This is a genomic window from Paraglaciecola sp., assembly GCF_039943935.1.
Taxonomy (GTDB): Bacteria; Pseudomonadota; Gammaproteobacteria; order Enterobacterales; family Alteromonadaceae; genus Paraglaciecola.
On sequence record NZ_JBDUZQ010000010.1, the window covers coordinates 152,025 to 174,379 of the forward strand.

23 protein-coding genes are annotated in these 22,355 nt (G+C 38.0%); 14 read left to right on the plus strand and 9 right to left on the minus strand.

The genetic code is table 11. The annotated features are described in order from the left end of the window. Nucleotide 1 precedes the first annotated feature (1 nt). From ABJD71_RS06485 to ABJD71_RS06505, 5 genes are all read right to left on the minus strand, one after another. The gene (locus ABJD71_RS06485) at nucleotides 2–742 is read right to left on the minus strand and encodes a glycosyltransferase family 2 protein (RefSeq protein WP_348166319.1); all 741 of its coding nucleotides are present in this window, start codon (nucleotides 740–742) and stop codon (nucleotides 2–4) included. After that, entirely contained in the window at nucleotides 739–1,089 is a 351-nt protein-coding gene (locus tag ABJD71_RS06490) for an acyl-CoA synthetase (RefSeq protein ID WP_348166322.1), read from the minus strand. Before ABJD71_RS06490 ends, ABJD71_RS06485 begins: the two co-directional genes overlap by 4 nt. Further along, nucleotides 1,082–2,416, minus strand: a complete 1,335-nt coding sequence (locus ABJD71_RS06495; protein ID WP_348166325.1) for an AMP-binding protein — start codon at nucleotides 2,414–2,416, stop codon at nucleotides 1,082–1,084. The genes ABJD71_RS06490 and ABJD71_RS06495 overlap by 8 nt, the downstream gene beginning before the upstream one ends. Before the next feature lie 271 nt (nucleotides 2,417–2,687). Further along, nucleotides 2,688–2,981, minus strand: coding sequence for an antibiotic biosynthesis monooxygenase (locus ABJD71_RS06500; RefSeq protein ID WP_348166328.1), 294 nt, complete (start codon nucleotides 2,979–2,981; stop codon nucleotides 2,688–2,690). After that, a complete protein-coding gene (locus ABJD71_RS06505) occupies nucleotides 2,978–3,517 on the minus strand; it encodes a DUF2937 family protein (protein WP_348166331.1) in 540 nt (179 codons plus the stop codon). The genes ABJD71_RS06500 and ABJD71_RS06505 overlap by 4 nt, the downstream gene beginning before the upstream one ends. 95 nt (nucleotides 3,518–3,612) lie before the next feature. Between ABJD71_RS06505 and ABJD71_RS06510 the strand changes: the two genes are divergently transcribed. Continuing rightward, on the plus strand, nucleotides 3,613–3,999 hold the full coding sequence (locus tag ABJD71_RS06510) for a hypothetical protein (protein ID WP_348166334.1): 387 nt from the start codon (nucleotides 3,613–3,615) through the stop codon (nucleotides 3,997–3,999). 130 nt (nucleotides 4,000–4,129) lie between these two features. Then, nucleotides 4,130–4,750: a DUF2726 domain-containing protein gene (locus ABJD71_RS06515; RefSeq protein ID WP_348166337.1), complete on the plus strand. Its 621-nt coding sequence runs from the start codon at nucleotides 4,130–4,132 to the stop codon at nucleotides 4,748–4,750. A 62-nt stretch (nucleotides 4,751–4,812) separates the two neighbouring features. Here ABJD71_RS06515 and mdh read toward each other — a convergent pair whose 3' ends face one another. After that, entirely contained in the window at nucleotides 4,813–5,748 is a 936-nt protein-coding gene (gene mdh, locus ABJD71_RS06520) for a malate dehydrogenase (protein WP_348166340.1), read from the minus strand. 282 nt (nucleotides 5,749–6,030) lie between these two features. Here mdh and argR point away from each other — a divergent pair, with 282 nt between their 5' ends. Beyond that, a complete protein-coding gene (gene argR / locus ABJD71_RS06525) occupies nucleotides 6,031–6,495 on the plus strand; it encodes a transcriptional regulator ArgR (protein ID WP_348166343.1) in 465 nt (154 codons plus the stop codon). Between the two features lie 20 nt (nucleotides 6,496–6,515). On the opposite strand, the gene ABJD71_RS06530 is transcribed toward argR, so the two are convergent. Together ABJD71_RS06530 and ABJD71_RS06535 are read right to left on the minus strand one after the other, a co-directional pair. Further along, nucleotides 6,516–7,664 carry an endonuclease/exonuclease/phosphatase family protein gene (locus ABJD71_RS06530; protein ID WP_348166559.1) on the minus strand — a complete coding sequence of 383 codons (1,149 nt, stop codon included), beginning with the start codon at nucleotides 7,662–7,664 and terminating at the stop codon, nucleotides 6,516–6,518. Nucleotides 7,665–7,850: 186 nt separating this feature from the next. Continuing rightward, the gene (locus tag ABJD71_RS06535) at nucleotides 7,851–11,048 is read right to left on the minus strand and encodes a TonB-dependent receptor (RefSeq protein ID WP_348166346.1); all 3,198 of its coding nucleotides are present in this window, start codon (nucleotides 11,046–11,048) and stop codon (nucleotides 7,851–7,853) included. Nucleotides 11,049–11,412: 364 nt separating this feature from the next. Here ABJD71_RS06535 and ABJD71_RS06540 point away from each other — a divergent pair, with 364 nt between their 5' ends. From ABJD71_RS06540 to ABJD71_RS06560, 5 genes are all read left to right on the plus strand, one after another. Continuing rightward, nucleotides 11,413–12,285: a PhnD/SsuA/transferrin family substrate-binding protein gene (locus tag ABJD71_RS06540; RefSeq protein WP_348166349.1), complete on the plus strand. Its 873-nt coding sequence runs from the start codon at nucleotides 11,413–11,415 to the stop codon at nucleotides 12,283–12,285. Next, nucleotides 12,285–13,229, plus strand: coding sequence for a hypothetical protein (locus ABJD71_RS06545; protein WP_348166352.1), 945 nt, complete (start codon nucleotides 12,285–12,287; stop codon nucleotides 13,227–13,229). The genes ABJD71_RS06540 and ABJD71_RS06545 overlap by 1 nt, the downstream gene beginning before the upstream one ends. 151 nt (nucleotides 13,230–13,380) lie before the next feature. Continuing rightward, entirely contained in the window at nucleotides 13,381–14,004 is a 624-nt protein-coding gene (gene udk, locus ABJD71_RS06550) for a uridine kinase (RefSeq protein WP_348166355.1), read from the plus strand. A 52-nt stretch (nucleotides 14,005–14,056) separates the two neighbouring features. Beyond that, nucleotides 14,057–15,265 carry a NupC/NupG family nucleoside CNT transporter gene (locus tag ABJD71_RS06555; protein ID WP_348166358.1) on the plus strand — a complete coding sequence of 403 codons (1,209 nt, stop codon included), beginning with the start codon at nucleotides 14,057–14,059 and terminating at the stop codon, nucleotides 15,263–15,265. A gap of 45 nt (nucleotides 15,266–15,310) precedes the next feature. Next, nucleotides 15,311–16,150: a 2OG-Fe(II) oxygenase family protein gene (locus ABJD71_RS06560; RefSeq protein WP_348166361.1), complete on the plus strand. Its 840-nt coding sequence runs from the start codon at nucleotides 15,311–15,313 to the stop codon at nucleotides 16,148–16,150. Nucleotides 16,151–16,176: 26 nt separating this feature from the next. Here ABJD71_RS06560 and ABJD71_RS06565 read toward each other — a convergent pair whose 3' ends face one another. Further along, on the minus strand, nucleotides 16,177–17,355 hold the full coding sequence (locus ABJD71_RS06565) for a tetratricopeptide repeat protein (RefSeq protein WP_348166364.1): 1,179 nt from the start codon (nucleotides 17,353–17,355) through the stop codon (nucleotides 16,177–16,179). A gap of 228 nt (nucleotides 17,356–17,583) precedes the next feature. Here ABJD71_RS06565 and ABJD71_RS06570 point away from each other — a divergent pair, with 228 nt between their 5' ends. The 6 genes from ABJD71_RS06570 to ABJD71_RS06595 all read left to right on the plus strand — a co-directional run bounded on the left by ABJD71_RS06570 (nucleotide 17,584) and on the right by ABJD71_RS06595 (nucleotide 22,145). Further along, nucleotides 17,584–18,279 carry a 5'-methylthioadenosine/adenosylhomocysteine nucleosidase gene (locus tag ABJD71_RS06570; protein ID WP_348166367.1) on the plus strand — a complete coding sequence of 232 codons (696 nt, stop codon included), beginning with the start codon at nucleotides 17,584–17,586 and terminating at the stop codon, nucleotides 18,277–18,279. A 12-nt stretch (nucleotides 18,280–18,291) separates the two neighbouring features. Then, the gene (locus tag ABJD71_RS06575; protein ID WP_348166370.1) at nucleotides 18,292–19,251 is read left to right on the plus strand and encodes a cobalamin biosynthesis protein; all 960 of its coding nucleotides are present in this window, start codon (nucleotides 18,292–18,294) and stop codon (nucleotides 19,249–19,251) included. A gap of 64 nt (nucleotides 19,252–19,315) precedes the next feature. Beyond that, nucleotides 19,316–19,690 (plus strand): rhodanese-like domain-containing protein, encoded by a 375-nt coding sequence (locus ABJD71_RS06580; protein ID WP_348166373.1) that lies wholly within the window; start codon nucleotides 19,316–19,318, stop codon nucleotides 19,688–19,690. Between the two features lie 121 nt (nucleotides 19,691–19,811). Further along, a complete protein-coding gene (locus ABJD71_RS06585; protein ID WP_348166376.1) occupies nucleotides 19,812–20,225 on the plus strand; it encodes a DUF2721 domain-containing protein in 414 nt (137 codons plus the stop codon). Nucleotides 20,226–20,547: 322 nt separating this feature from the next. Beyond that, nucleotides 20,548–20,886: a P-II family nitrogen regulator gene (gene glnK, locus ABJD71_RS06590; RefSeq protein ID WP_006992692.1), complete on the plus strand. Its 339-nt coding sequence runs from the start codon at nucleotides 20,548–20,550 to the stop codon at nucleotides 20,884–20,886. Nucleotides 20,887–20,903: 17 nt separating this feature from the next. After that, nucleotides 20,904–22,145, plus strand: coding sequence for an ammonium transporter (locus tag ABJD71_RS06595; protein WP_348166379.1), 1,242 nt, complete (start codon nucleotides 20,904–20,906; stop codon nucleotides 22,143–22,145). Nucleotides 22,146–22,355 lie beyond the last annotated feature (210 nt).

The window sequence follows — 22,355 nt, forward strand, 5'->3', positions numbered from 1 at the left end:
ACTACCTATTACTGCGTCTAAAAAGCAATGCAGGTAAACGCACCAACATGCCGAAAAAAAGTTTGCTATGCATCTTTGAGATTAACCAATTATCTTGCAGTGCATTAAAGTGGGAAACCCCGCCTTCAGGATAATGAACCTTAGTGGCAATAAACCTTACATTTACCCCTTGCCAGAATAACCGCACCATAACTTCAATGTCATAATCCATGCGAGTTCCCAAATTAACTTGTTTGATTAACTCGGCATATGCCTCTAATGGGTAAACTCTAAAGCCACACATTGAGTCTTTTATCTGCAAAGAGAGGGTTTCAATCCATACCCAGAAGTGAGTGATAAAGCGGCCATAATAACGGCCTTTTGAAATACTATCGTCGTAGATTGGCCTACCACTAATTAACGCTTTGGGATTACTTCTAGACTCAGCCAGCATAGTGTCTACGTCTGCTAAGTCATGTTGTCCGTCAGCGTCAATTTGCAAAGCATGGGTCATACCCATCTCATAGGCTTTTACAAGGCCAGTATTAACAGCAGCACCTTTACCGCCGTTTTTATCTCTGCGTAACAACAACACTTCAGCATAATTTTCATTAATTTTTGAAAGCACCTTCTGAGTCAAAGATTCACTGCCGTCATCCACTAAAATGATAGGCAGTGAAAACTTAATAAGACTCGCAATAGTGTCTTCAATCACATCCCCATGGTTATAATTAGGAATAACAATGCAGTACTGAGGTTTCACTTAAACAGTACCTTGCCTGATGCATGCTGCCCATGAACAGAGCTGTAGCTAAAGGAATATTTACTCGAGTTGACTCTTCTTAAATGCAGAGATATCTCATAATTTGGACGAATAATAATTTGAAACTTTAAAGCACTTAAGCCCACAAACTGAGCAGGATCAACATCAAAATATTCAGATAGATATTCCATTACCCAATGGGTTAAAGCGACACCTGGGAGTACGGGAGCTGATGGGAAATGGCCTCGAAAATAATAGAGATTCTCGGGAATTTTAAGCTCCAATTTAACTTCTCCTTCAGCTAACTCTTTAGTTAATATATCTCCATGATATACATCTTCACTCAAAATAAGACTCCGCTTCTCGCCTACTCAATTTTCCTCTGGCATTATAGGGTAATTCAACTGGATATCTATATTTTTTTGGCAGTAAAATGGCTTCATACCAGTTAGATAAGAAGCCTTTGAATAGCCTATCTAACTCAATCTTTTTTGCCCCTTTACGGGTCTTTAATCCCTCATCATTTAATACAATTAACGCTGCCAACTTGCGCCGCTCTGAACCAACTACCACCACAAACGCATCGTCCACAAATGGATGTTGTTTTAGCCTTGCTTGCACTTCATCTAACGAGACTCTTTTTTCTTCAATTTTTACCACGCTATCCGCTCGCCCTAAGACTCGAAACCGATTAGCATCTATTATTTCAACACGATCATCTGCATTGAAAAATGGTTCATCAATATAAGATGAAGATATAGCCAGTAAATCGCTATTTTGTTGATAAGATATATTTACTTCATTAAAGATATGCCAGTCTTCATCTTGTATTGACTTACGACAACGCCAACCAATTCCTCCAGTTTCCGTACTCCCAAAAACCTCTATTAAAGTGCATTGTAAAACATCTTGTAAACCTAAGTTTTTCTGCGCGTCTAATGGACCTCCAGAAGAAAAGATATTAGTTACCTTATCCTTTACTGCTAGTAAGGGGTTGTCTGCAATCATTCGCTGTAATTGAGCAGGACTTGATATAATAGTTGTTGAGATACAATCATCTTTGGCGATTTGATTTGCCATTTGCTCTGGATATTCAAATCCTTGCGGAACAAATTGATGACCTTTATTCATGGGCCATAAAATTTTATAGAGCAAGCCGTATATATGCTGATGCGGTACGGTTGAAACAAAAACGGTGCCTGTCACCTGCTCAGAAAATTTAGCCTCTAATGCATCCACTTCTTTTTGTAACAACTTAAATGGCTTAACAATAATTTTAGGAACACCTGTAGAGCCAGAAGTATAAAAATACACTTTGGAATCTAATTGAATCGTTAATGTTATCTCTGAGCTTGGACAGAAGTCTAAATCAGATTGATAAGTTGGCGATATACCTGCTGGGCCAACACTCGCACCGACAGTCTCTTTTACCTGCTTAATATGTTCGGGCTGAGTATTTTGTGGCAGTACCACAGATTTTCCTGAAGCTAATAATGCATAAAACAAAGCAGAAAACACAAAGCTGTCAGATTCAGCTAAAAGCCATTTTTTAGCCGGATGCGCAGTAAATAGTGGTTGATATTTTGCAACAATACCCGCCCATCTTGCCGCACTTTGCCCTTGGCTAAAAAAATGGAGTTGTGAAGAAGTTAATTTAAAAGAAGTAGAGTCCATGTGATTGATAAGTATTCCTACGAGAAAAAATAGCGACACTAAGGTCAATATGCAATTAGATGAAGCTCATCTAGATATTTCGCTAATTCTAACGCCCTAACATAAGAATTGCGAGCACCTCTAAATCACCAAAGTAGAGAGTTTCCTAAGAGGAACTAATACACAGCTAAACTAAGTGGTGACGTAAATGACTAGAGTAATAAGGTAAAATACTCTTTTAGAATAACTCCTCAATAAAATCGTCAGATTCCGATAGTAACTTCGCATCTATTTAAGCTTGCACGAGCTGAAAATGCTCAACTTCAGGAAAGGGTTCGTAAAAATGATGTAATAGCGCTTTCCATTGCTGATATTCAGGAGATTCTCTAAAACCCAAAGTATGATCTTCTAGCGTTTGCCACTGTACTAACAATAAATAACGATTGTCTTTCTCTATACATTTTTGTAATTGATGATGGATATACCCCTCCATAGAAGAAATAATGACTTGGGCCTGTTTAAACGCAATTTCAAACGCTTGCTGTTTCCCAGGAATAACATCTAATATCGCTTGTTCTAAAATCACAAATTATCCTTATGTTTATGTGGTTTTAGACACATTACGCAATAACCAAGTAGATGCAGGATCCCTTCTACTAATGTGGCACTTAAAAATCCAAACAATACCCCCCAAACTAGAGCTTGAAGATCAATTAATATCATGTGATTGTAATGTTTCATGGTTTCGTTAAAGGTCTCTCGCTCAGGAGTAACTAACACGTGAAATACGCGGTGAATTTCACTCTGCAATAACACCCTTTGCTCTGCCTCTAAAAAGGTAACACGCTCAGTGATATACCGAATATTTTGAGCATCATGTCTAAATACATCATCCTTACTTAACTCATAATGTTTCAAAAGAGCATGTATATCTCCTTGAAAATAACGCTCTGCTGTTTGTTGAAATCCACTCAATATAGTCTGGGCTTCTGATAACTGTGCATTAATTCGTTTTTCATACTGGTCAACTACAGCCGGCACCTGAATACCGATCAGTAAGCCACAGCAAAACAAGGTCAGCCTTAAATAATCTACACATAGTTTGAACATAAATATACTCATTGGGCAGCCGGCATACCTTTACTGCGCTGAATTGCCTTGCTGCTAACTTAATGAACTTCTATAGTAAACAAAAGGACATTCTAGGAGATACGTGTTTGTTAAAATTTATTCTAAAACCTGCCACCTTACTTATGATGGCTATTTCAAGCAACTTGATTGCTGACGAGCTAGTGATAGATGAACAGGTTGCTCCTACTGTTAGTAAGGTTTGCCCAACTGACTTCTTCGCCTTACCTTTATATCCAAATGCTAAATTTTGCCAACTGTTTGACACTAAACTACCTGCAACTTTGTCTTATTTTGCTGTCGATGATCAGCAAACCACTAAAGACTTTTATCTTCAAGAGCTTGGTGAAGCTGAAGATGAAGAGATGTTAAAGGGCAGAATAGTATTACAATATGAAAAGGGGGAAAAAGTAGTAATAATTTCTAAAGATGGTGCCGGTAGTCAAGTTGATATTCTTGTTAAATCAACAAGTTAACAGCAATCTAAATGACTAATTAACTCTCCAATTTTTGCCAATGAATATTTTAATTCATTGGCACTTTCTTTGCTTATCCAAGTAACAACATACGTTTGTCAAAAAACTGACATTAGCTCTTGGAGAGATCATGGAACTTGGAATTATACTAATGATGCTACTGATTATAGTAGCAGTGGGCGCAATGAAGCTAAATGAGCCGGGCATTGCTTTTCCATTTAAAAAGAAAGGTAACTTATTCACACCAGTAGAGCGCACATTTTTATCATTAATAGATGAGGCGGTTGGAAACGATTATAGAATTCTGTGCCGAGTCAAGATGAATGATATTTTAAGCATCCGTCAGAGTACCAACAAAAAAACCAGCCTAAACGCTACCACCAGAGCTAGTAGCAAACATTTAGATTTTGTTTTATGTTCAAAAAGTGACATGTCTCCCGTTATGGCAATCGATCTAGTCCATCTGAACGGCAAGGACGGCTATAAAAGCCAACGTGACTTTTTTGTAAGTGGGGCTTTAGATGCTGCACACATTCCCCATGTGAGAATCAAAGTGCGTTCCGGTTATACAGCTGCAAATATACGAGATTGTATTTACACTAAACTTCCTAAGCCACAACTTAAGAAATTAAGCCCTCCTACCAGCCAAGGGAAGAGCGCTTTAACTAGTGAATTGACAGGCCAAGCAAGGCCTACTCGCCCTATAAGAACAAATAAAACAGTACCCAGGCATCCCGTAGTTCCGGCTTAACTACTAAATTAAGAGCATAAAAAAACCAGCAACTCGCTGGTTTTTTTATGATTAAAGGTTAATTAACCCTTAACAAAATCTACACCTAACGTGATATCACCACGTAGGCCTTCAATCATAGACGCTTTAGCGCTTTCTTCAAACTCACTTAGCTCACCGTAAGAAAGAATTTCTTCTACGCCATTTTTACCTAAACGCACTGGATGCGAGAAAAATACCGCATCATCACTGTTGGTTTCAACGTAAGTATATTCAACAACATTCTCACCACGCATAGCATCAACAAGAGATAGACAGAAACGAGCAGCAGCTTGACCCATTGATAATGTTGCAGAACCACCACCAGCTTTTGCTTCAACTACTTCAGTACCTGCATTTTGAATACGAGTTGTTAGGCTTGCAACTTCTTCAGCTGTAAACTCAACACCTTCAACCTGAGATAACAAAGGTAATATAGTAGTACCAGAGTGGCCACCGATTACAGGTACATGTAAATTAGCTGGATTTAAACCTTTCAAATCACCTACAAACGTCTCTGCACGGATAACATCAAGAGTCGTTACACCGAATAATTTGTTCTTGTTGTAAACACCTTTAGCTTTGAGAGCTTCTGCAGCAATTGCAACAGTAGTATTTACAGGGTTAGTGATAATACAAGTACAAGCTTCAGGACAATTATCAGCAATGCCATCTACTAGATTTCTTACAATACCTGCATTAATGTTAAACAAGTCAGAGCGATCCATACCTGGTTTACGCGGCACGCCTGCTGGTATTAACACTATGTCACATCCAGTTAGTGCATCCGCTAAATCATCTTTGCCATAACCTTTAACTTTTACATCAGTTGGTATGTGACTTAAATCTACTGCAACACCCGGAACTACTGGAGCAACATCATACAAAGATAACTCTGAACCTGCTGGTAATTGAGTTTTTAACAATAAAGATAATGCTTGGCCGATACCGCCGGCTGCACCTAATACAGCTATTTTCATGATTTTCTCCTGTGAAGTACTTTCTGCGTTGCAATCAATAAGATGTTGCTAACGAGGTTGTGAAATACAAGTTTATTCTTGTTTAACAGTTTGTAACTGAACAATTATACAAGGAACCGTAGGTTTTTAATATATGCATAAGCTGATGATTATTATTCAACTAAAGAATAAATAGAGCCAAACTGTTCCAAAAAATGCTTTTATTGGTGTAAAGGTCACTAGGCCAAATTGCGAAAACCCAAGCAATACGGCAAAATACTCTAACTAAAAATCGAGGGACTTATGGCAAGCAACAAACAAGAAGCGTTAATTAAAGCATTTAAAGATATCTTGAACACCGAAAGCTTTGGATCCCAAGGAGATATTGTTGAAGCTCTGAAAACACAAGAGTTTGATAACATCAGTCAATCAAAAGTGTCCCGTATGCTAAGTAAATTTGGTGCAGTCAGAACCCGAAACGCTCGAGGTGACATGGTATATTGTTTGCCTCCTGAATTAGGTATGCCAACAGCAAAAAGCCCCCTCAAACAACTTGTACTAGATGTTGTTCATAATAATTCAATGGTAATTATTAGAACAAGTCCTGGGGCTGCGCAACTCATTGCCCGTTTATTAGACTCTCTTGGTAAAAAAGATGGTGTTTTAGGGACGATAGCTGGTGACGATACAATATTTATCGCCCCCGCTGATGTTAGTAATATAGAAGACACACGAAATAAAGTGGAAGCGCTTTTCGAAAATGTATGAAGCTAAAGTCCTAGACTCAATTACATAAATTCAACATCCACCCAAACTAGTCTATGGTCAGATGAACTTTTTCTATCTTTAATAAGACGGTAAATAGGATCTTTAATGTCTGGCCAAAATACACCACTTTCTATTATTTTGAGTGAATTTGACGGTAAAACATAATCAGCTCTCATTCTCCAAAAAGCAGTGTGACTCGCTGAAAAAGTGTTACCAGGTGTATGTAACTTTGCGGCTTGGCTTTCAGGTGTAAATGAATCATTTACACTGGGATGATTTAACAACCCTTTAATACCACTTTTTAAACCATCACCTTCATCAGAGGATGCATTTAAATCGCCTACTATGGCAAAGTGTATTCCTTTAAAACCACCTCGTTCACCTTCATCATCATAAATGTAACTTGATTCAGCTGCTGCGGATAAATAATCTCGCCAAAATCGAACTTCATCATGATTGCGTTTACCATTGCGGTTTTCTGGACCATCAAATACCGGGGGCGTTGGGTGGCTAGCTAAAATATGCAGCTTATTTCCGTCGACCTCAATCGGAATATCCCAGTGAGATTTTGATGATAAACGTAATACTTGTTGCGCTTCTTCAGAGTAATACTGAGTCCCATCTTCATTTTTAACCGTATTTAACAAATTATCAGGCATATCTTTCCACAAAAAGGTTTGAAAAGTACGTACATTGCTTTCGTTGATAGGGTATTTACTCAACACCACCATGCCATACTGCCCGGGATACAATCCATAACCGAATGCATCACCTTTTACGCCTGAAGCAACACCATCGTTATCTAGGTCTACTCCTGAATCTATGCCCGTATTTACTGGCGCAGCATAAAAATAGGGGTAATCAATTGCCTGAGTTCCACTTTGTGGCATTACCAAGTATTTATCTATGAATGCCTGAATATCAGTCTTAGAGCTAGGTAGATAATCAAACTCATTTAACAAGATGATATCCGGTTGAGTGCGTTGAATAATTTCTGCAATGTTTTTGATCTGTGGGTGGTTACCTTCAGTTATATACTTAGATAGCTCATTTCCCTCAACATCACTAATTTGCTCTACATAGTTCGTAGCTTCCATACTAACATTAAATGTCGCTATCCTAATTGTGCCTTGGTGATTAGTTGAGCTACATCCAATAAATAATGTCATTGTAAATAGCCCTATAACTACACGCTTAAAATTCATAATACTCCTTAGTGATTGCTATATTTATACATCCTCAAATTTTGTACCCAAGGTTGTTCCATTAGAAAAATTTAAATACATGCAAAAAAAAGACTCCTCACTTACGTGAGGAGTCTTAATAATATAGATTTATATCTTAAACCCAAGAAATTAAAATTCGTATTTAATTCCGAACTGAACTTGCCAAACTGATTGGGAAAGCACTTCTAGGTTTTTGATACTGCTGTCACTATTTAAATCAAAATACTCATATTGACCATCAACGATGCTAGCAGAAACGACATCACGCTCATATTCATAACGAGTACGTTCGATACGACCCCAATCTGAATTGAGTAAGTTTCCGAAATTTTCAATATCCAAGAACACTTTTAAGTTATGCTCTGGCATGAAGCCTGGCAATTCTTGTTGAATTCTCACATCAAGAATTGTAGTCCAAGATGAGTTGTCACCGTTACGAGGTGCGATACTACCAGCATATTGAGCAAGCTCAGAGTTGTTAATATAATCTATAAACTCTTGTTGCGAAGCTGCGTCACCACCAAACGAAGTGGCTGCAAATAACGGATCATCTATGCCTGAAGGAACATATAACAGGTGACCTGCGTCATCATTACGACTTTCACGAGAACAACGACCGCCACCTATATCAAGTACACAAGCGTTATTTTCGTTAAAAGTATAGCTATATGGTTGACCAGTACGGCGCTCTGCAAACAACGATACTTTAGTTTCGTAACCTTCAATCAACTCTTTGCTCCAGTTGGCACGCATTTTAAATAAATGCTCAGTTTGGAAACTAGACGTACCTGCAGTTGGGCTTTGGCGGTCAAAAGCAGCAAAGTCAGAATAGTTTGAGGTAGCTGTTGACGATGTGCCGTAACCGATATCTTTTACGTCAGCAAACGTATAACTAGTAAACATATCGAAACTACCGTAATCAGTATCCCATTCTTGAGACGCTGAAACCGCTATTAACGTACTGTACCCTTCATCTACTGAACCAACCGCAATAGCTTCTGGTCCTTCACTACAATCGTAAACACCACGCCCGTCTGGTGAGGTACCGACTGGCTCTTCGCAACGTTGATCATACCAGTATGTAGCATTATCCAATTTGTTAAATAAATAATCGGCACTTAACAACCAGCCACTTTCAAGCTCATGTGCTACACCTAAACTTAACTTCCAAGTAGTAGGAATATCAAAATCATCGCTAAGTGCATTTACAGAACCGTCTGGAGCTTCAGTAGCAAGTGCATTAAGTACTTCTTGAGGGATATATTGCCCTGTTGCAGCATCTGGTGTAGTGGGTACAAGATAAGTATTACCAGAACCAAAGTCATCAACACTGTCAGAAATCACACCATCATTAGAGTAAGAGTTTGAAATCCAAACACTAGGTGCGCCACCTGAAAAACGTCCAAGACCACCACGAACAGTAGTATAATCGCCAGCTAACCACTCAAATGATACTCTAGGTAGAATGACACTTAAGCCATCAATATCATTAGTGTTTGAGTAGCCATATCGGTCTACAAAGTTTTGATTTTCACGGATTTCACCTTCAGATTCATACCAATCATAACGAAGGCCCACATCAACAGTCAGATCAGAGTTGACTGCCCAAGAATCTTGGATATACACCGAGTTAAAGTTATAACCCCATTTAGCGCGTAAATCATTTTCGTCATTGGTAACAGCATTGCTGTACAAAAGAGCTGACGCGGTAGCGTTAGCTAAATCATCAATACTATCAAAAAGATAAGAACCTTCTGAGTTTTGAGCAAACAAGTTATCTACATCTACTTCTTCTCTTTCAAAACCAGCTTTAAATATATGATCGCCAGCAGAGTATTCCGCCAAGAATTTAATATTTAAGAATTCTTGATCTAACGAGTTACCGTGTCTAAAACGGTCAGGACCAGTTACAAGGTAATTCTCATCACCGTCAACTTCACGTAAGAATACTGCAAAAGATGGAAACTCAGCGCCGTTTAGTGATTCTTGGCCTGTTGCTTGTGTGGTACTTGCAATCTTAACTTGGGTTGAAAAATTTTCAGACCAATCAGAAAACACATGACCAATAAAGCTTTCTACTCTTTCAGAGCGATTGTACCATGCTGATGATGTACCAAGTATGTTATCCGAAGCTAAAAAGTTGTTACCATTTTGCTCGTTTATACTGTTTCCGTCGGTAAGAAGATAAGTAAACTTAGCACGGTGATCGTTGTTAATGTTCCAATCTATATTTGCAAGAATTTTTTCATCCGCAGTATCAGGCTTATTGAAATCACCAATATCAAATCCCCAAACATCGGAAACAATCTGGCTAACTTGCGCAACGTCGTCTAGCGTAATGTTTGCTTCTTCATTTAACGCACCAGAACCAGCTGGGCCGTCTTCAAGAGGAGCTACACCTTCAAATTTGTCGTAAGAAACAAAGAAGAAAAGCTTATCTTTTATAATTGGGCCACCAAGTGTCGCTGCAAAAGTCTTTTCTTCAAAGATAAAGTTGAACTCGTCATCACCGTTCTTATCTCCGATGAAAGAGTCATCAGTATAGTAGTAACTTGCTGAGCCGTGGAATTCGTTAGTACCCGATTTAGTTACGGCGTTAATAGTACCGCCAGTAAAACCATTATACTCAACATCAAACGGAGCAGTTTGAACCGAAATAGACTCGATAGCATCAAACGAAATTGGAGAACGCTGAGTTGGATAACCATTTGCATTCAAACCAAAACGGTCATTCAATGCAACACCATCAATAGTTAAAGAGTTAAATTTACTATTTGCTCCTGCAATAGTTAATTCTTTTGAACTACCATTAAAGTTAACTGATGCAAAAGGGTTAAGTTGTGCTGCATCTGTAATATCACGGTCGATTGATGCAATTTCACCTAACGCTTCCAGACCAAGGCTTGTGCTCAAGCCTTCATTAGAAAAGCCACCAGCAGCAATGCTAGAACCAGTTATTTGAATAACCTCAGTACTATCATTTTTCTCTACTGTAACAGGAAGTGAGAATGTCTGGTCTAGTGTTAGGTAAAGGTCATTCATTTCGACAGTTGCAAAGTCACTACCACTGACACTTATTGAGTATGGCCCACCAACACGAAGGCCTCGTGCAGAAAATATACCACTCGCGTTTGCAACAGCAGTGCGCACAGTACCTGAAGGAGTATGCGTAATCGTTACCGTTGCACCAGGTACGATGACTCCAGCTTCACTAGCAACATTACCTCGAATAGACGAAGTAGTCGTTTGTGCCATTGCAGCCGTGGACATGCCAACAGACATAGCCACTGCAATCGCTATACGATTGAGTTTAGTTTTCTTAAACATTGTGTGTTTCCTAAGTTTTGTGTTTTCTAAGTTTTTTTTGGACATATAGTATGCTTGACGAAACTGTATCTACTAAATATTGCTATTTTATTAAATTAATTTTTTTATTTTTATTTTGAAAACTTCCTGTACAAAATAAGTACTAACGTATTTTTCTCAATTATTTAGAAGAAAAACACATACGTGTATACTGAACAAATTATAAAAAGTAAAAAGCATTTAATATCATTCAACCTTGTTTTTTATTATTCTATTAAATACAAAGACTTAACTCAAACAAATAAACTTACCTATTGCAATAAATAAAACTAACTGTTGAAATCAACAAATTGAAGTTCAACAAATAAGTATAGCTCACTAAATTTTGTCTATTTTTTCACCATACTACAAAACAATTTTCCTTTCTGCGATCAGTTTATCCATAATTTTGATGTGGTGCTTAGGTGCCTATGTAAATGTCAATACTCCACAAGCGATTCCGGTCATCATCAATGAGTCAAAATCTTGTCATACTCACTCACAAACAAACAGTGATAGCTTTGTTGTTCTTGTTGAGGATCAATACCAAGCAAGCTTGTTGCTTGGCGCTTTATGTTCAGACCCTGTCATCGATCGACAATTTGGGGGGGTTGAAGTAAGGTGGAGTAATAGAGATGAAGATATTATTCAATATATAGGTAAAGGCTTAGCACACTTGGCTTTGGTAAAAGAAAACCTAATGAATGCATTTGCTACTGACCAAACCTATGGTTATAAAATTATTGGGGCGTATCAAAACTACTCTGCATATTTAATTTCTGTAAAAGAAAAGCCAATTATCAACAAACAATATTTATGGGGAAAAAAGTTAGGTCTTCTAGATTACCCCAGTAGTCGTTCTGGGCACATAATACCGAAAGGGATGTTAAAGTCATTAAGCCTATCTGAGGAAGATGTAAAGATTACTTATGCCAACAACCATAATGAATTACGTAAATTATTAGCTTCGGGCCAAGTAGATATTATTTCTTCTTATTGGCAAGAGGAGGACAGTATCAAATTTTCCCAAAATTACATTACCAAAATTCAAGAAAATGTAAGTGGCGCTAAATGGTATTTAAAGATGGATACGCAAAATACTGATTTAGTCTGTGAGATGCAAAAAACCTTACTGATGTTAAGCCCTAATATGGGGTCTGAGTATTTCAACCATATGTCATTACCGAATGAGTGTTTAATTGTGGAAGTAACACAGTAATGAACTCACAAAACCAAACCTTATACAAATATACCGCCTGCTTTTTTATCCTATGGAGTACGTTTCAAGGTACCTATTCCACTGCAAAATATTTTCAGCACCAATATGAAGCTAGCTTATTTTCCCTAAATATTGAAAAAAGAATAGCATTGGACCTCAACAAACTTCGTTTAGCCAACCCAATATTTAGTACCATTTCTCATCCTCCGTCAGTTAAACGTTATATTAAAGAGTTAAACGCCTATTTAGATGTACAGAACTCAAATGTAAAACTTTTAAAATTACAGAATATAGGTATTGATATTGAAGGTGGTTACTCCATACGTAACTCGACCCTCACACCAACAGAACAAAAAATAGAAATTGCAATAGCAATATTTGATTGGCCTTATTTAACGACGTTAACGCCCGCGGCACTATTTTTAGCGATACTATTGACTTATTTAAGTTTTAAGATCTATGTAAAAACCAACTCCGAAGCGGTTAATTTAAGTGAGTTTTCACAACCTACCTCTCCAGTAAAGCTATCCATTAACCTTCATGATAAAACCTTAGTTAATGTTAAATTTGGTAATGAAATAGAACTGTCCAATAAGCCGTTTTGTTTTTATGTTGCTTTATTAGAGTACTGCATAAAAGAACCTCACCCACTTTTAATTCAAAGTAAGAATGTCCCAGAAGACATAATTGCCTTAGCGAACAAATATTTTTACCGACTTATAGAAATTGGCCACACTAAACGAAAGCGCCCCGACTTTAGTACTAATTTAGATAAAACTTTGAGTGAAATCCGGGCAACACTAGACGCAGTGTTTTTGCATCAACCGCAAGATAAAGAACTTTTTTACCCACCTAAAGCACAAGGCGAAGGGTCCAGATCTAAACTTCACAACTATGCACTTGAGCACCTTGATCCTTCATTTTTAGAAATAAAAGGTAAATAAAAAGTAACGTTTAATCTATCGATAGAATAAAAAACAATCGATTCAGAGACTGTAGTCCAGATTAGTTACTTGAAAGCTGATTTCAAGTGCTGACTTTTTGTGTTTCCGCTGTTATCTTTCTACTAGTCTTAATTCAATTATCTGGAGTGGTATGTCTGCCCCCTTAGTTATTGCCATTTCTGGAGCATCAGGTTCCGGTAAATCTCTATTTACTGAGAACCTTTTAAAAGAGTTTTCTGAAAAAGGTAAATCAGTCCAAGTGTTACGCGAAGATCATTACTATCGCTCTCAAGATCACCTTCCCATGCTTGAGCGAGAAAAAAACAATTATGATCACCCCAAGGCCTTTGAGCATGAGTTACTCATGCAGCACTTACAGTCCTTGAAAAATTGGAAGCCTATTGAATACCCAAGATATTGTTATAAAACCCACACAAGGCTTGAAGAAACGGAAACATTAAAGTCAGCACCCGTTATTATTATCGAAGGGATAATGTTATTGGCAAATGAGGCTCTTCAACCACTGTTTGATATTAAAATTTTTGTAGATACCTCTCTAGATATTTGCTTATTACGCAGAATTAAAAGAGATATTGCTGAGAGAGGCCGCAGCCTAGACTCCATCGCCACTCAATATGAATCCACAGTAAAACCTATGTATCATCAATTTATAGCCCCAAGTCGCTTTACGGCTGATGTAGTGGTTACACAGGGTGGCGAAAACCGTATAGCACTAGATGTTATTAAGTCACATATCCAACAAAGTTTACTTTAGCAACTTACCGTTAAATGCTGCACAAAAAATACAATAAAAATAAGGAAAAAGTATGGTTAGTTTAATTGGTGTGGCCTTAATGTTGTTTATCGCCTACTTAGCATCAGCTCACAAAAAAGCCATAAATTGGCGTACAGTAGGGGGAGCGTTTGCAATCCAAGCTTCAATTGGCGCGTTAGTATTATATTTCCCCCCAGGCATTAGTTTTTTACTTTCTCTAACAGGGTATGTAGAAAACATAATTGGTTACAGCCAAGATGGTATTGATTTTATCTTCGGCCCTATGGGTAATAAATCAATGGGCTTTATATTTGCGTTCAATGTATTGCCAGTGATTATCTTTTTCTCTTCTTTGATAACGGTGTTGTATCACCTGAAGGTCATGACTGTCATTATTCGAGTAATTGGTGGTTTTCTACAATTTTTCTTAAAAACTAGCCGCCCAGAATCTATGTCTGCAGCAGCAAATATATTTGTTGGACAAACGGAAGCCCCCCTAGTTATTAAGCCATTTATACCTAATTTGACTCGATCTGAATTGTTTGCAGTTATGGTTGGTGGATTAGCCTCTATAGCAGGTTCAGTAATGGCTGGTTATGCGGGTATGGGAGTTGAAATTAAGTACCTACTTGCAGCAAGCTTTATGGCAGCACCAGGTGGGCTTTTAATGGCTAAAATAATTATTCCTGAAACGGAAGAGTTTAAGAATGAACTAGATCAAAAAACGACTGAAGATAACCAGTACGCCAACATCTTTGATGCCGCAGCAAGTGGAGCGGCATCAGGACTGCACTTAGCACTAAATGTTGGGGCAATGCTACTTGCATTCATTGGGTTGATAGCTCTCCTTAACGGCTTAATAGGTTGGGCAGGAGGATTGTTTGGAGCAGGTGACTTGAGCTTTGAGGTTATCCTAGGTTATGTATTTCAGCCTATAGCGTGGGCCTTAGGAGTACCTTGGGATGAAGCAAATATTGCCGGAAGCTTTATCGGTCAAAAAATGGTAGTAAATGAGTTTGTTGCTTATTTAGACTTCCTTAAATATCAAGCCGAGTTGTCCCCCCATACACAAGCTATAGTTATTTTCTCCTTATGTGGGTTTGCAAATTTCTCATCAATAGCAATATTGATGGGCGGCATTGGAGCACTAGCTCCAAATAGAAGAAAAGAAATTGCACAACTAGGTTTAAAAACAGTATTAGCTGCAACGCTATCAAACCTAATGAGTGCCGCTTTGGCTGGCTTCTATTTAAGCTTGTAAAAAAGACCAATGTAAAATATATAATTTTTTAGTAGAGAGTAAACCATGGAATTAAAAGCCGTAGATTATCAGGCTCCAAATGCCGATAAGTTATTTGTTGAATCCTTACATAAGACTGGGTTTGGGGTATTAAAAAACCACCCTATTAGCAAAGATCGCGTCACTAGCATATATAGAAACTGGCAAGCATTTTTTAATACCAATGAAAAGAATGACTATTTGTACAACCGTGAAACCCATGATGGATTTTTCCCAACGACTGTATCAGAGACCGCCAAAGGCTTTAAAAAGAAAGATATTAAAGAATATTTTCATTTTTATCCGTGGGGACGCTGTCCAGAATCACTCAAACAAGAAATAGTAGAATATTATCGTGATACTAATACGCTTGCTTCAGAGTTATTAGCTTGGGTTGAAAAATACTCGCCAAAAGACATATCTGTAAACTATACACAGTCTTTATCAAGCATGGTCACTGAGAGTGAACAAACCCTACTTCGTATTCTTCATTACCCACCTCTAGATGGCTCAGAAGAGGCTGACGCGATAAGAGCAGCTGCCCATGAAGATATTAATTTGCTGACTATACTGCCATCCGCCAATGAACCCGGTTTACAAGTTAAAGGCACCGGAGAATCTTGGATTGACGTGCCTTGCGATTTTGGCAACCTAATTGTCAATATTGGAGATATGTTACAAGAAGCGTCTGCCGGATACTTTCCATCTACCACCCACAGAGTTGTGAACCCAGAAGGAAGCGATCAGACTAAAGCCCGTATTTCACTTCCACTGTTTTTACACCCAAACCCAGAAGTTGTCTTATCAGATAGGTATACAGCCAAAAGCTACTTAAAGGAAAGACTCGAAGAACTAGGTGTCGCTTAGCCCATTATTTTAAGCAGTTTGTAAAATTACAAACTGCTTAAAAAGTCTAATTTGCTCTGGTATTTTTCTTCATAGTGATTATTGAACGCTTTATTTTTTGCCAGTTTTAAATAACGCTCGCTTTCATCTAGCTCACCAATTTCAAAATAAACTCTGGCTAATCCAAAATACCCCTCGTGCATATTCCTGTTTAGAATGAGTGCTTTTTTAAAGTGCCCCAAGGCTAATTTCCAGTTTCGTTGCTCAATATCCTGCTCTCCCAAGTTTACGTGATAATAGGGATTGATAGCGCGCTTCCGTTCTACCTTAGCAATTATCTTATTAGCAGAGTTTATATTGCCATTTATCTTGTATAAATAAGCCAAGTTTTCCAGTGCATTCAGGTTATTAGAACTTTGCTGCAAAGCATGTAAATAAACCTTCTCAGCGCTTTCAAGATAACCAGCCATACGATACAAAATCCCCAGATTAACCCAAGCAGAAGTAAACAGAGGCTCATTTATAACAGCTTGGCGAAAATAGGCATAAGCTAAGGGAAATTGTTGCTTAACAAGTGCGTCTGCACCTTTATTATTGTAAAACATAGCCACAATCCGCTCTTTAGAGACAGGCTTTTTAGAGAAGCTTCGCCTAGCAGGCTGAGGGTCGAAATCTATTTGATAACTACGAGTCCTTAAATTGAGAACATTAGTATCAAGATGAGGTGTAAATTTTAGATTAATATGGCCATTAAGTAGACTATACCCTTGACGACGAGTCCAATATTCAGGAATTAACACCTCCTGAAAATCCACTTTAAAACCAGCTTCCCGAGTTAATGCATAGGTCATAATCGACATTGATAAACAATTCGCCTCCTTCAATTTATAAGTATCATTAGCAACAGTATTTGCATTTGCTTGATAGAGTAGATTTAATTCAGAACGGTCAAATACGGCATGTACAAGAGCCTCAACTTGGTCAATCTCGCTATCTAAGTTAACTATAGCCTTGTGCACAAATGTTTTAGCTTCTTCATCTAAATAAAATATTTCATCTTCAGTTTCTACTAAATGATCTGAGAAACCTTCAAAACCTTGGTCATATAAAAGGGACTCCGAAGTAACAATAACGGGATTTGTCGTTGCCGTTGATTGACAACCCAACAAAACCAAAGCAAATAACAAACAGACATGACGTTTTAATTTAAAAACAAAAGTAAACATACCACCCCCAGCGTTAACATTAATTTAACATTAGCGTTTTTAGGAAGCATTAGCCAATCTATTCGTCGCTTTCTAGATTGAATCCGTCTTAAATGAAAAAATCTGACATCTATTTCAAACAATAGAATTCAAATTCTTATTATTTATAAGTTCTGTTTATTTGTATGTTTTAAATCAAACGCTTACGTAATAAACTTATGGAAAATAAAATGACTCAGAAGCCTCCCTATGAAAATTGCCATATTAGGTGCAATGGATGAAGAAATCTCACTACTTCAAGACTCTCTTCAACAATGTGAAGAACACCAAGTAAACCATCTTAAAGTGTACACAGGTAAACTTGGTTCGACTGATGTTGTGCTCGTCAGATGTGGCATTGGTAAAGTAGCTGCCTCCGTTTCCACCACATTATTGGTTAAACAATTTTCCCCAGACTATGTTATTAACACTGGCTCGGCTGGCGGTTTTTCCAGTCATTTGAATATTGGTGATATTGTGATTGCAACTGAATTGCGACATTTTGATGCCAACTTGACTCACTTTGGTTATGAAATAGGTCAATGTGCTGGCATGCCCACTCATTTTGAATGTGCTACAAAGCTAGTTGATACGGCTTATACGCAAGCTAAGAGTATGGCTGGCATTCAAGTTGAACTCGGATTAGTTTGCACTGGTGATTCATTTGTTGGGAGTGATGAGTCAGCAGCTGCAATTCGGAAAGACTTTCCAACTGCCTGCGCCGTAGAAATGGAAGGCGTCGCTATAGCCCAGACCTGCCATTTACTTGGTATTCCTTATTTAGTAATACGCTCTTTATCAGATATTGCAGGTAAAACGTCAACGGTTTCGTTTCAAACCTACCTAGAAACAGCGGCTAAAAACTCCGCAGAATTAGTAATACACACTATTTTAAACCTGAAGTAGCCTAAAGTTAGTATGTCAAATTTAATCAATATACTAATAAGTGAGCAACTACTCACTTATTGGATCTTGATATTCGTAGTACTAATTGAAAAATTTATCTATTTACCTGAAAAATATCACCCACTTACGCTACTCAAGCTAATGGCTTACGGTATGGCAAACAAGGTGGTGCCGTCTAAGCCCAGACAAAAGCGACAACAACAAATAGCTGGCGTTTTAGCCCCTCTCATCCTTTTAGTTCCTGTATGTACAATTATAGCGGTGTTTACTCTACTACCTCAATTTCCGCTATTTTTTGAAAGTATGATGCTTTTAACAGCATTGAAATTTCAGTATGTTATTAAGCAAACCAAGAAGGTCACCCAAGCCTTAAGGTCTGAGAAGAAAATTCTTGCTCGGCAAATGCTTGCCCCTTTAGTACTCCGTGAAACAGAAAAGCTATCTCCGATGGGTATGGTGAAAGCAAATATAGAGTCAGTTTTATTACGATTTTGTTATCAATATTGCAGCGTGATATTTTGGTACCTTATTGCCGGTGGAGTTGGCGCATTAATTTATAGGGTCCTATATGAATTAAGCCACTCTTGGAATGTTAAACAGAATCGTTTTAAATATTTTGGAGTACCCACAAGAAAGTTAATGCATATATTGCAACTAGCACCGTCATTCTTAGCTTGCTGCAGCCTAATATTAGCCTGTAACCTTAGACTAGGGAGCGCAGCTCTCATTCAAAGAAAAAGCTATAAGAATTTATCAATGTTTGTCTTGAACATTTCAGCTTCAACTATGGGCATTAGCTTAGGAGGGCCTGCCTTCTACAATAATCAAAAAGTTAGGATGCCAAATTGCGGAGCGCAGAAAAAAGTCACTTTAGCAGACAGTCAGAGAGTACTAATAATTATAAACAGCGCAACTTGGATCGTTCTGATGACTTCTTTCATGCTTTGTGCGCTTGCTTACTCAACTACTTAAATCCTTTACACCTTGAGTAAGTAAATTTACTATCCTAATTATAAAAACAACCTTGGAAATATAGATGATTAAACCAATCGTGTTTGGTTTTCTTAGTTTAATTGGGCTTTCTTCACAAGCTTCTAACATGATTGAACTAAGTCAAGCTGAAATACTAAACGATAAAAGTCATTCATATATTTTGATTGATGTAAGAAGCCCAGAGGAATTTGCAGATGGACATGTACCCTCAGCAATTAATATTCCTTTAAATGAAATCTCTACTAGCTTAGAGCAGCTAAATACTTTTATTGATAAAAACATTGTTTTGTATTGCCGCTCTGGGTATAGAGCGAATAAAGCTTCTGGTATATTAACAGACAATGGTTTCTCTATGATTCACCACCTTGAGGGGGATATGTTAGGCTGGATTAAATCGGGGCTAGCAGTAGAAAAATAACTCGAAATTTTTCAAGTATGTACTGAGACACTGTGACTATATAAATGCAAAGATTAAGACAAACGCTTTTATATAAAATATCACACCAATTTTAGCCACTTATAAAAGCCAACGAACTTTAATGGATATTACACTCACCACACCAGCTATGTTGTTCCCAGCAATATCCTTATTGTTACTCGCTTACACAAATCGTTTTCTGGCACTTGCAAGCGTCATTAGAAATTTTGATTTAGAGAAAGAGAATACTAATTCGAACGAACAAATAAAGAACTTAAGACAACGAATTCAGTTAATAAAGAATATGCAAGCAGCAGGAATAGCCTCCTTTTTTATGTGCGTGTTATCAATGCTTGCCATTTACGCCAACTATCAAACCGTCGGCAGTTCAATATTCGCTTGTAGTTTAGTATTGCTTTTGTATTCTCTTTGGCTATCCGTGAGAGAAATTCGGATATCCATAGAGGCTTTAGATATGCACCTAAGTCAGTTAAATCTACCCACAAAAAAAAAGGGGTGGGGTAATAAAAAATAATATTCAGTCTCGCTTTAGGTTAAGTTTAAACTCTAAAGTTTGGAGCTAGCTATGCTAGTTTCCCCCTCCTATTTAACCTTCGAAAACTAACCTGAAAAATCAAGACATCCATTAGATATTTAGCTTAAATATTACTCACCATAAAAAGCACCATTTAAATGCACCCAAGAACAATTGCACCTAAGCGGTGCGAGAACATGTATCTAAACATTACTTGGCCTAGGTAATCCATTGTTTTTAATGATAAAAAATTATGGCATAGGATTTGTTGTATTTTTGTCAATCATTTGCAAAATATCACTAAAACACTGGGAGTAACACCATGAAACTAGTCACAGCGATCATTAAGCCTTTTAAGCTTGATGATGTGCGAGAAGCAATATCTGAAATCGGCATCGATGGTTTGACCGTCACTGAGGTAAAAGGCTTTGGGCGTCAAAAAGGCCATACTGAATTATATCGTGGTGCAGAATATCAAGTAGACTTTTTACCAAAAGTTAAACTTGAAGTCGCCGTTCAGGATGATCAAGTTGAACGTTTAGTAGAAGCCATCGTTGGCGCAGCTAAAACTGGCAAAATTGGTGACGGAAAAGTATTCGTCTATGACTTAGAGCATGCCGTTCGAATTCGTACAGGCGAAACCGATGGCGAAGCCATTTAGATTTTGAGGAGAGGATTGTGGAAATAACTTTTGAGTTGGGCTATGCCCTAGATACATTTTACTTTTTAATATGCGGCGCATTAGTAATGTGGATGGCTGCTGGTTTTACTATGCTGGAAGCAGGCTTAGTAAGAGCTAAAAATACAACAGAAATATTAACTAAAAACGTCGCTCTATATTCTATTGCCTGCATCATGTACATGGTATGTGGTTATTCAATCATGTACGGCGGAGACGACTTCTCTTGGTTCTTGAAAGGTATTACTGGAGATGGAGCAACAGGCGAAGCAGAACCAGCTACTTATGCGCCATCAGCTGACTTCTTCTTCCAAGTAGTTTTCGTTGCAACTGCAATGTCTATTGTTTCAGGTGCTGTTGCTGAGCGCATGAAGCTTTGGGCTTTCTTAGCATTTACAGTTGTACTTACAGGTTTCATTTACCCAATGGAAGGCTCTTGGACTTGGGGTGGCGCATCTGTATTCGGAATGTATACCCTAGGTGATAACGGATTCTCTGATTTTGCTGGTTCTGGTATCGTACACATGGCTGGTGCCGCAGCAGCGCTTGCTGGTGTTTTGTTACTAGGTGCTCGTAAGGGTAAATATGTTGATGGTAAAGCAAACGCGATTCCTGGTTCTAACTTACCGTTAGCTACTTTAGGCACATTCATTCTTTGGATGGGTTGGTTTGGCTTCAACGGTGGTTCTGTATTAGCTACAGCTACTGTTGAAAGTGCAAACTCTGTAGCCGTTGTATTCATGAATACTAACGCGGCCGCCGCAGGTGGTTTAGTTGCTGCTTTATTACTAGCTCGCATCTTATTCAAGAAAGCTGACCTTACTATGGCACTTAACGGGGCATTAGCTGGTTTAGTTGCGATTACGGCAGAGCCATCTACTCCGACTCCACTTCAAGCAACTTTGTTTGGTGCAATGGGTGGGATTTTAGTTGTATTTAGTATTTTAGCTTTAGACAAGTTAAAAATTGATGATCCAGTAGGCGCAATATCTGTGCACGGTGTTGTTGGTTTATTAGGTCTTTTACTAGTACCAGTAACTAACCCTGATGCAGCAACATTCAGCGGTCAATTATTAGGTGCTGTTACTATCTTCGTTTGGGTTTTTGTAACAAGTTTAATTACTTGGGCAATTATCAAAGCTGTTATCGGAATCCGTGTCAGCGAAGAAGAAGAGTTTGAAGGCGTAGACATTAGTGAGTGTGGCCTAGAAGCTTACCCTGACTTTACATCTGGTCGTTAATATCAAAAAGCTTTAGAAGAATGGGATAATAACAATTAAAACTCCCCTTAAAGAGATGCCAAGCTAAGTCTTGGACCTCTAAGCCAGGAAGGCCATAGCCCCGCAATTGCGGGGCTTTTTTCTGCCTTAAATTAAATTTAAACAGCCCCTTAGGATACAGAGTTGTAAAATAACTGTATCCTGAGTCTATAAATATCAATGAGTTTACAT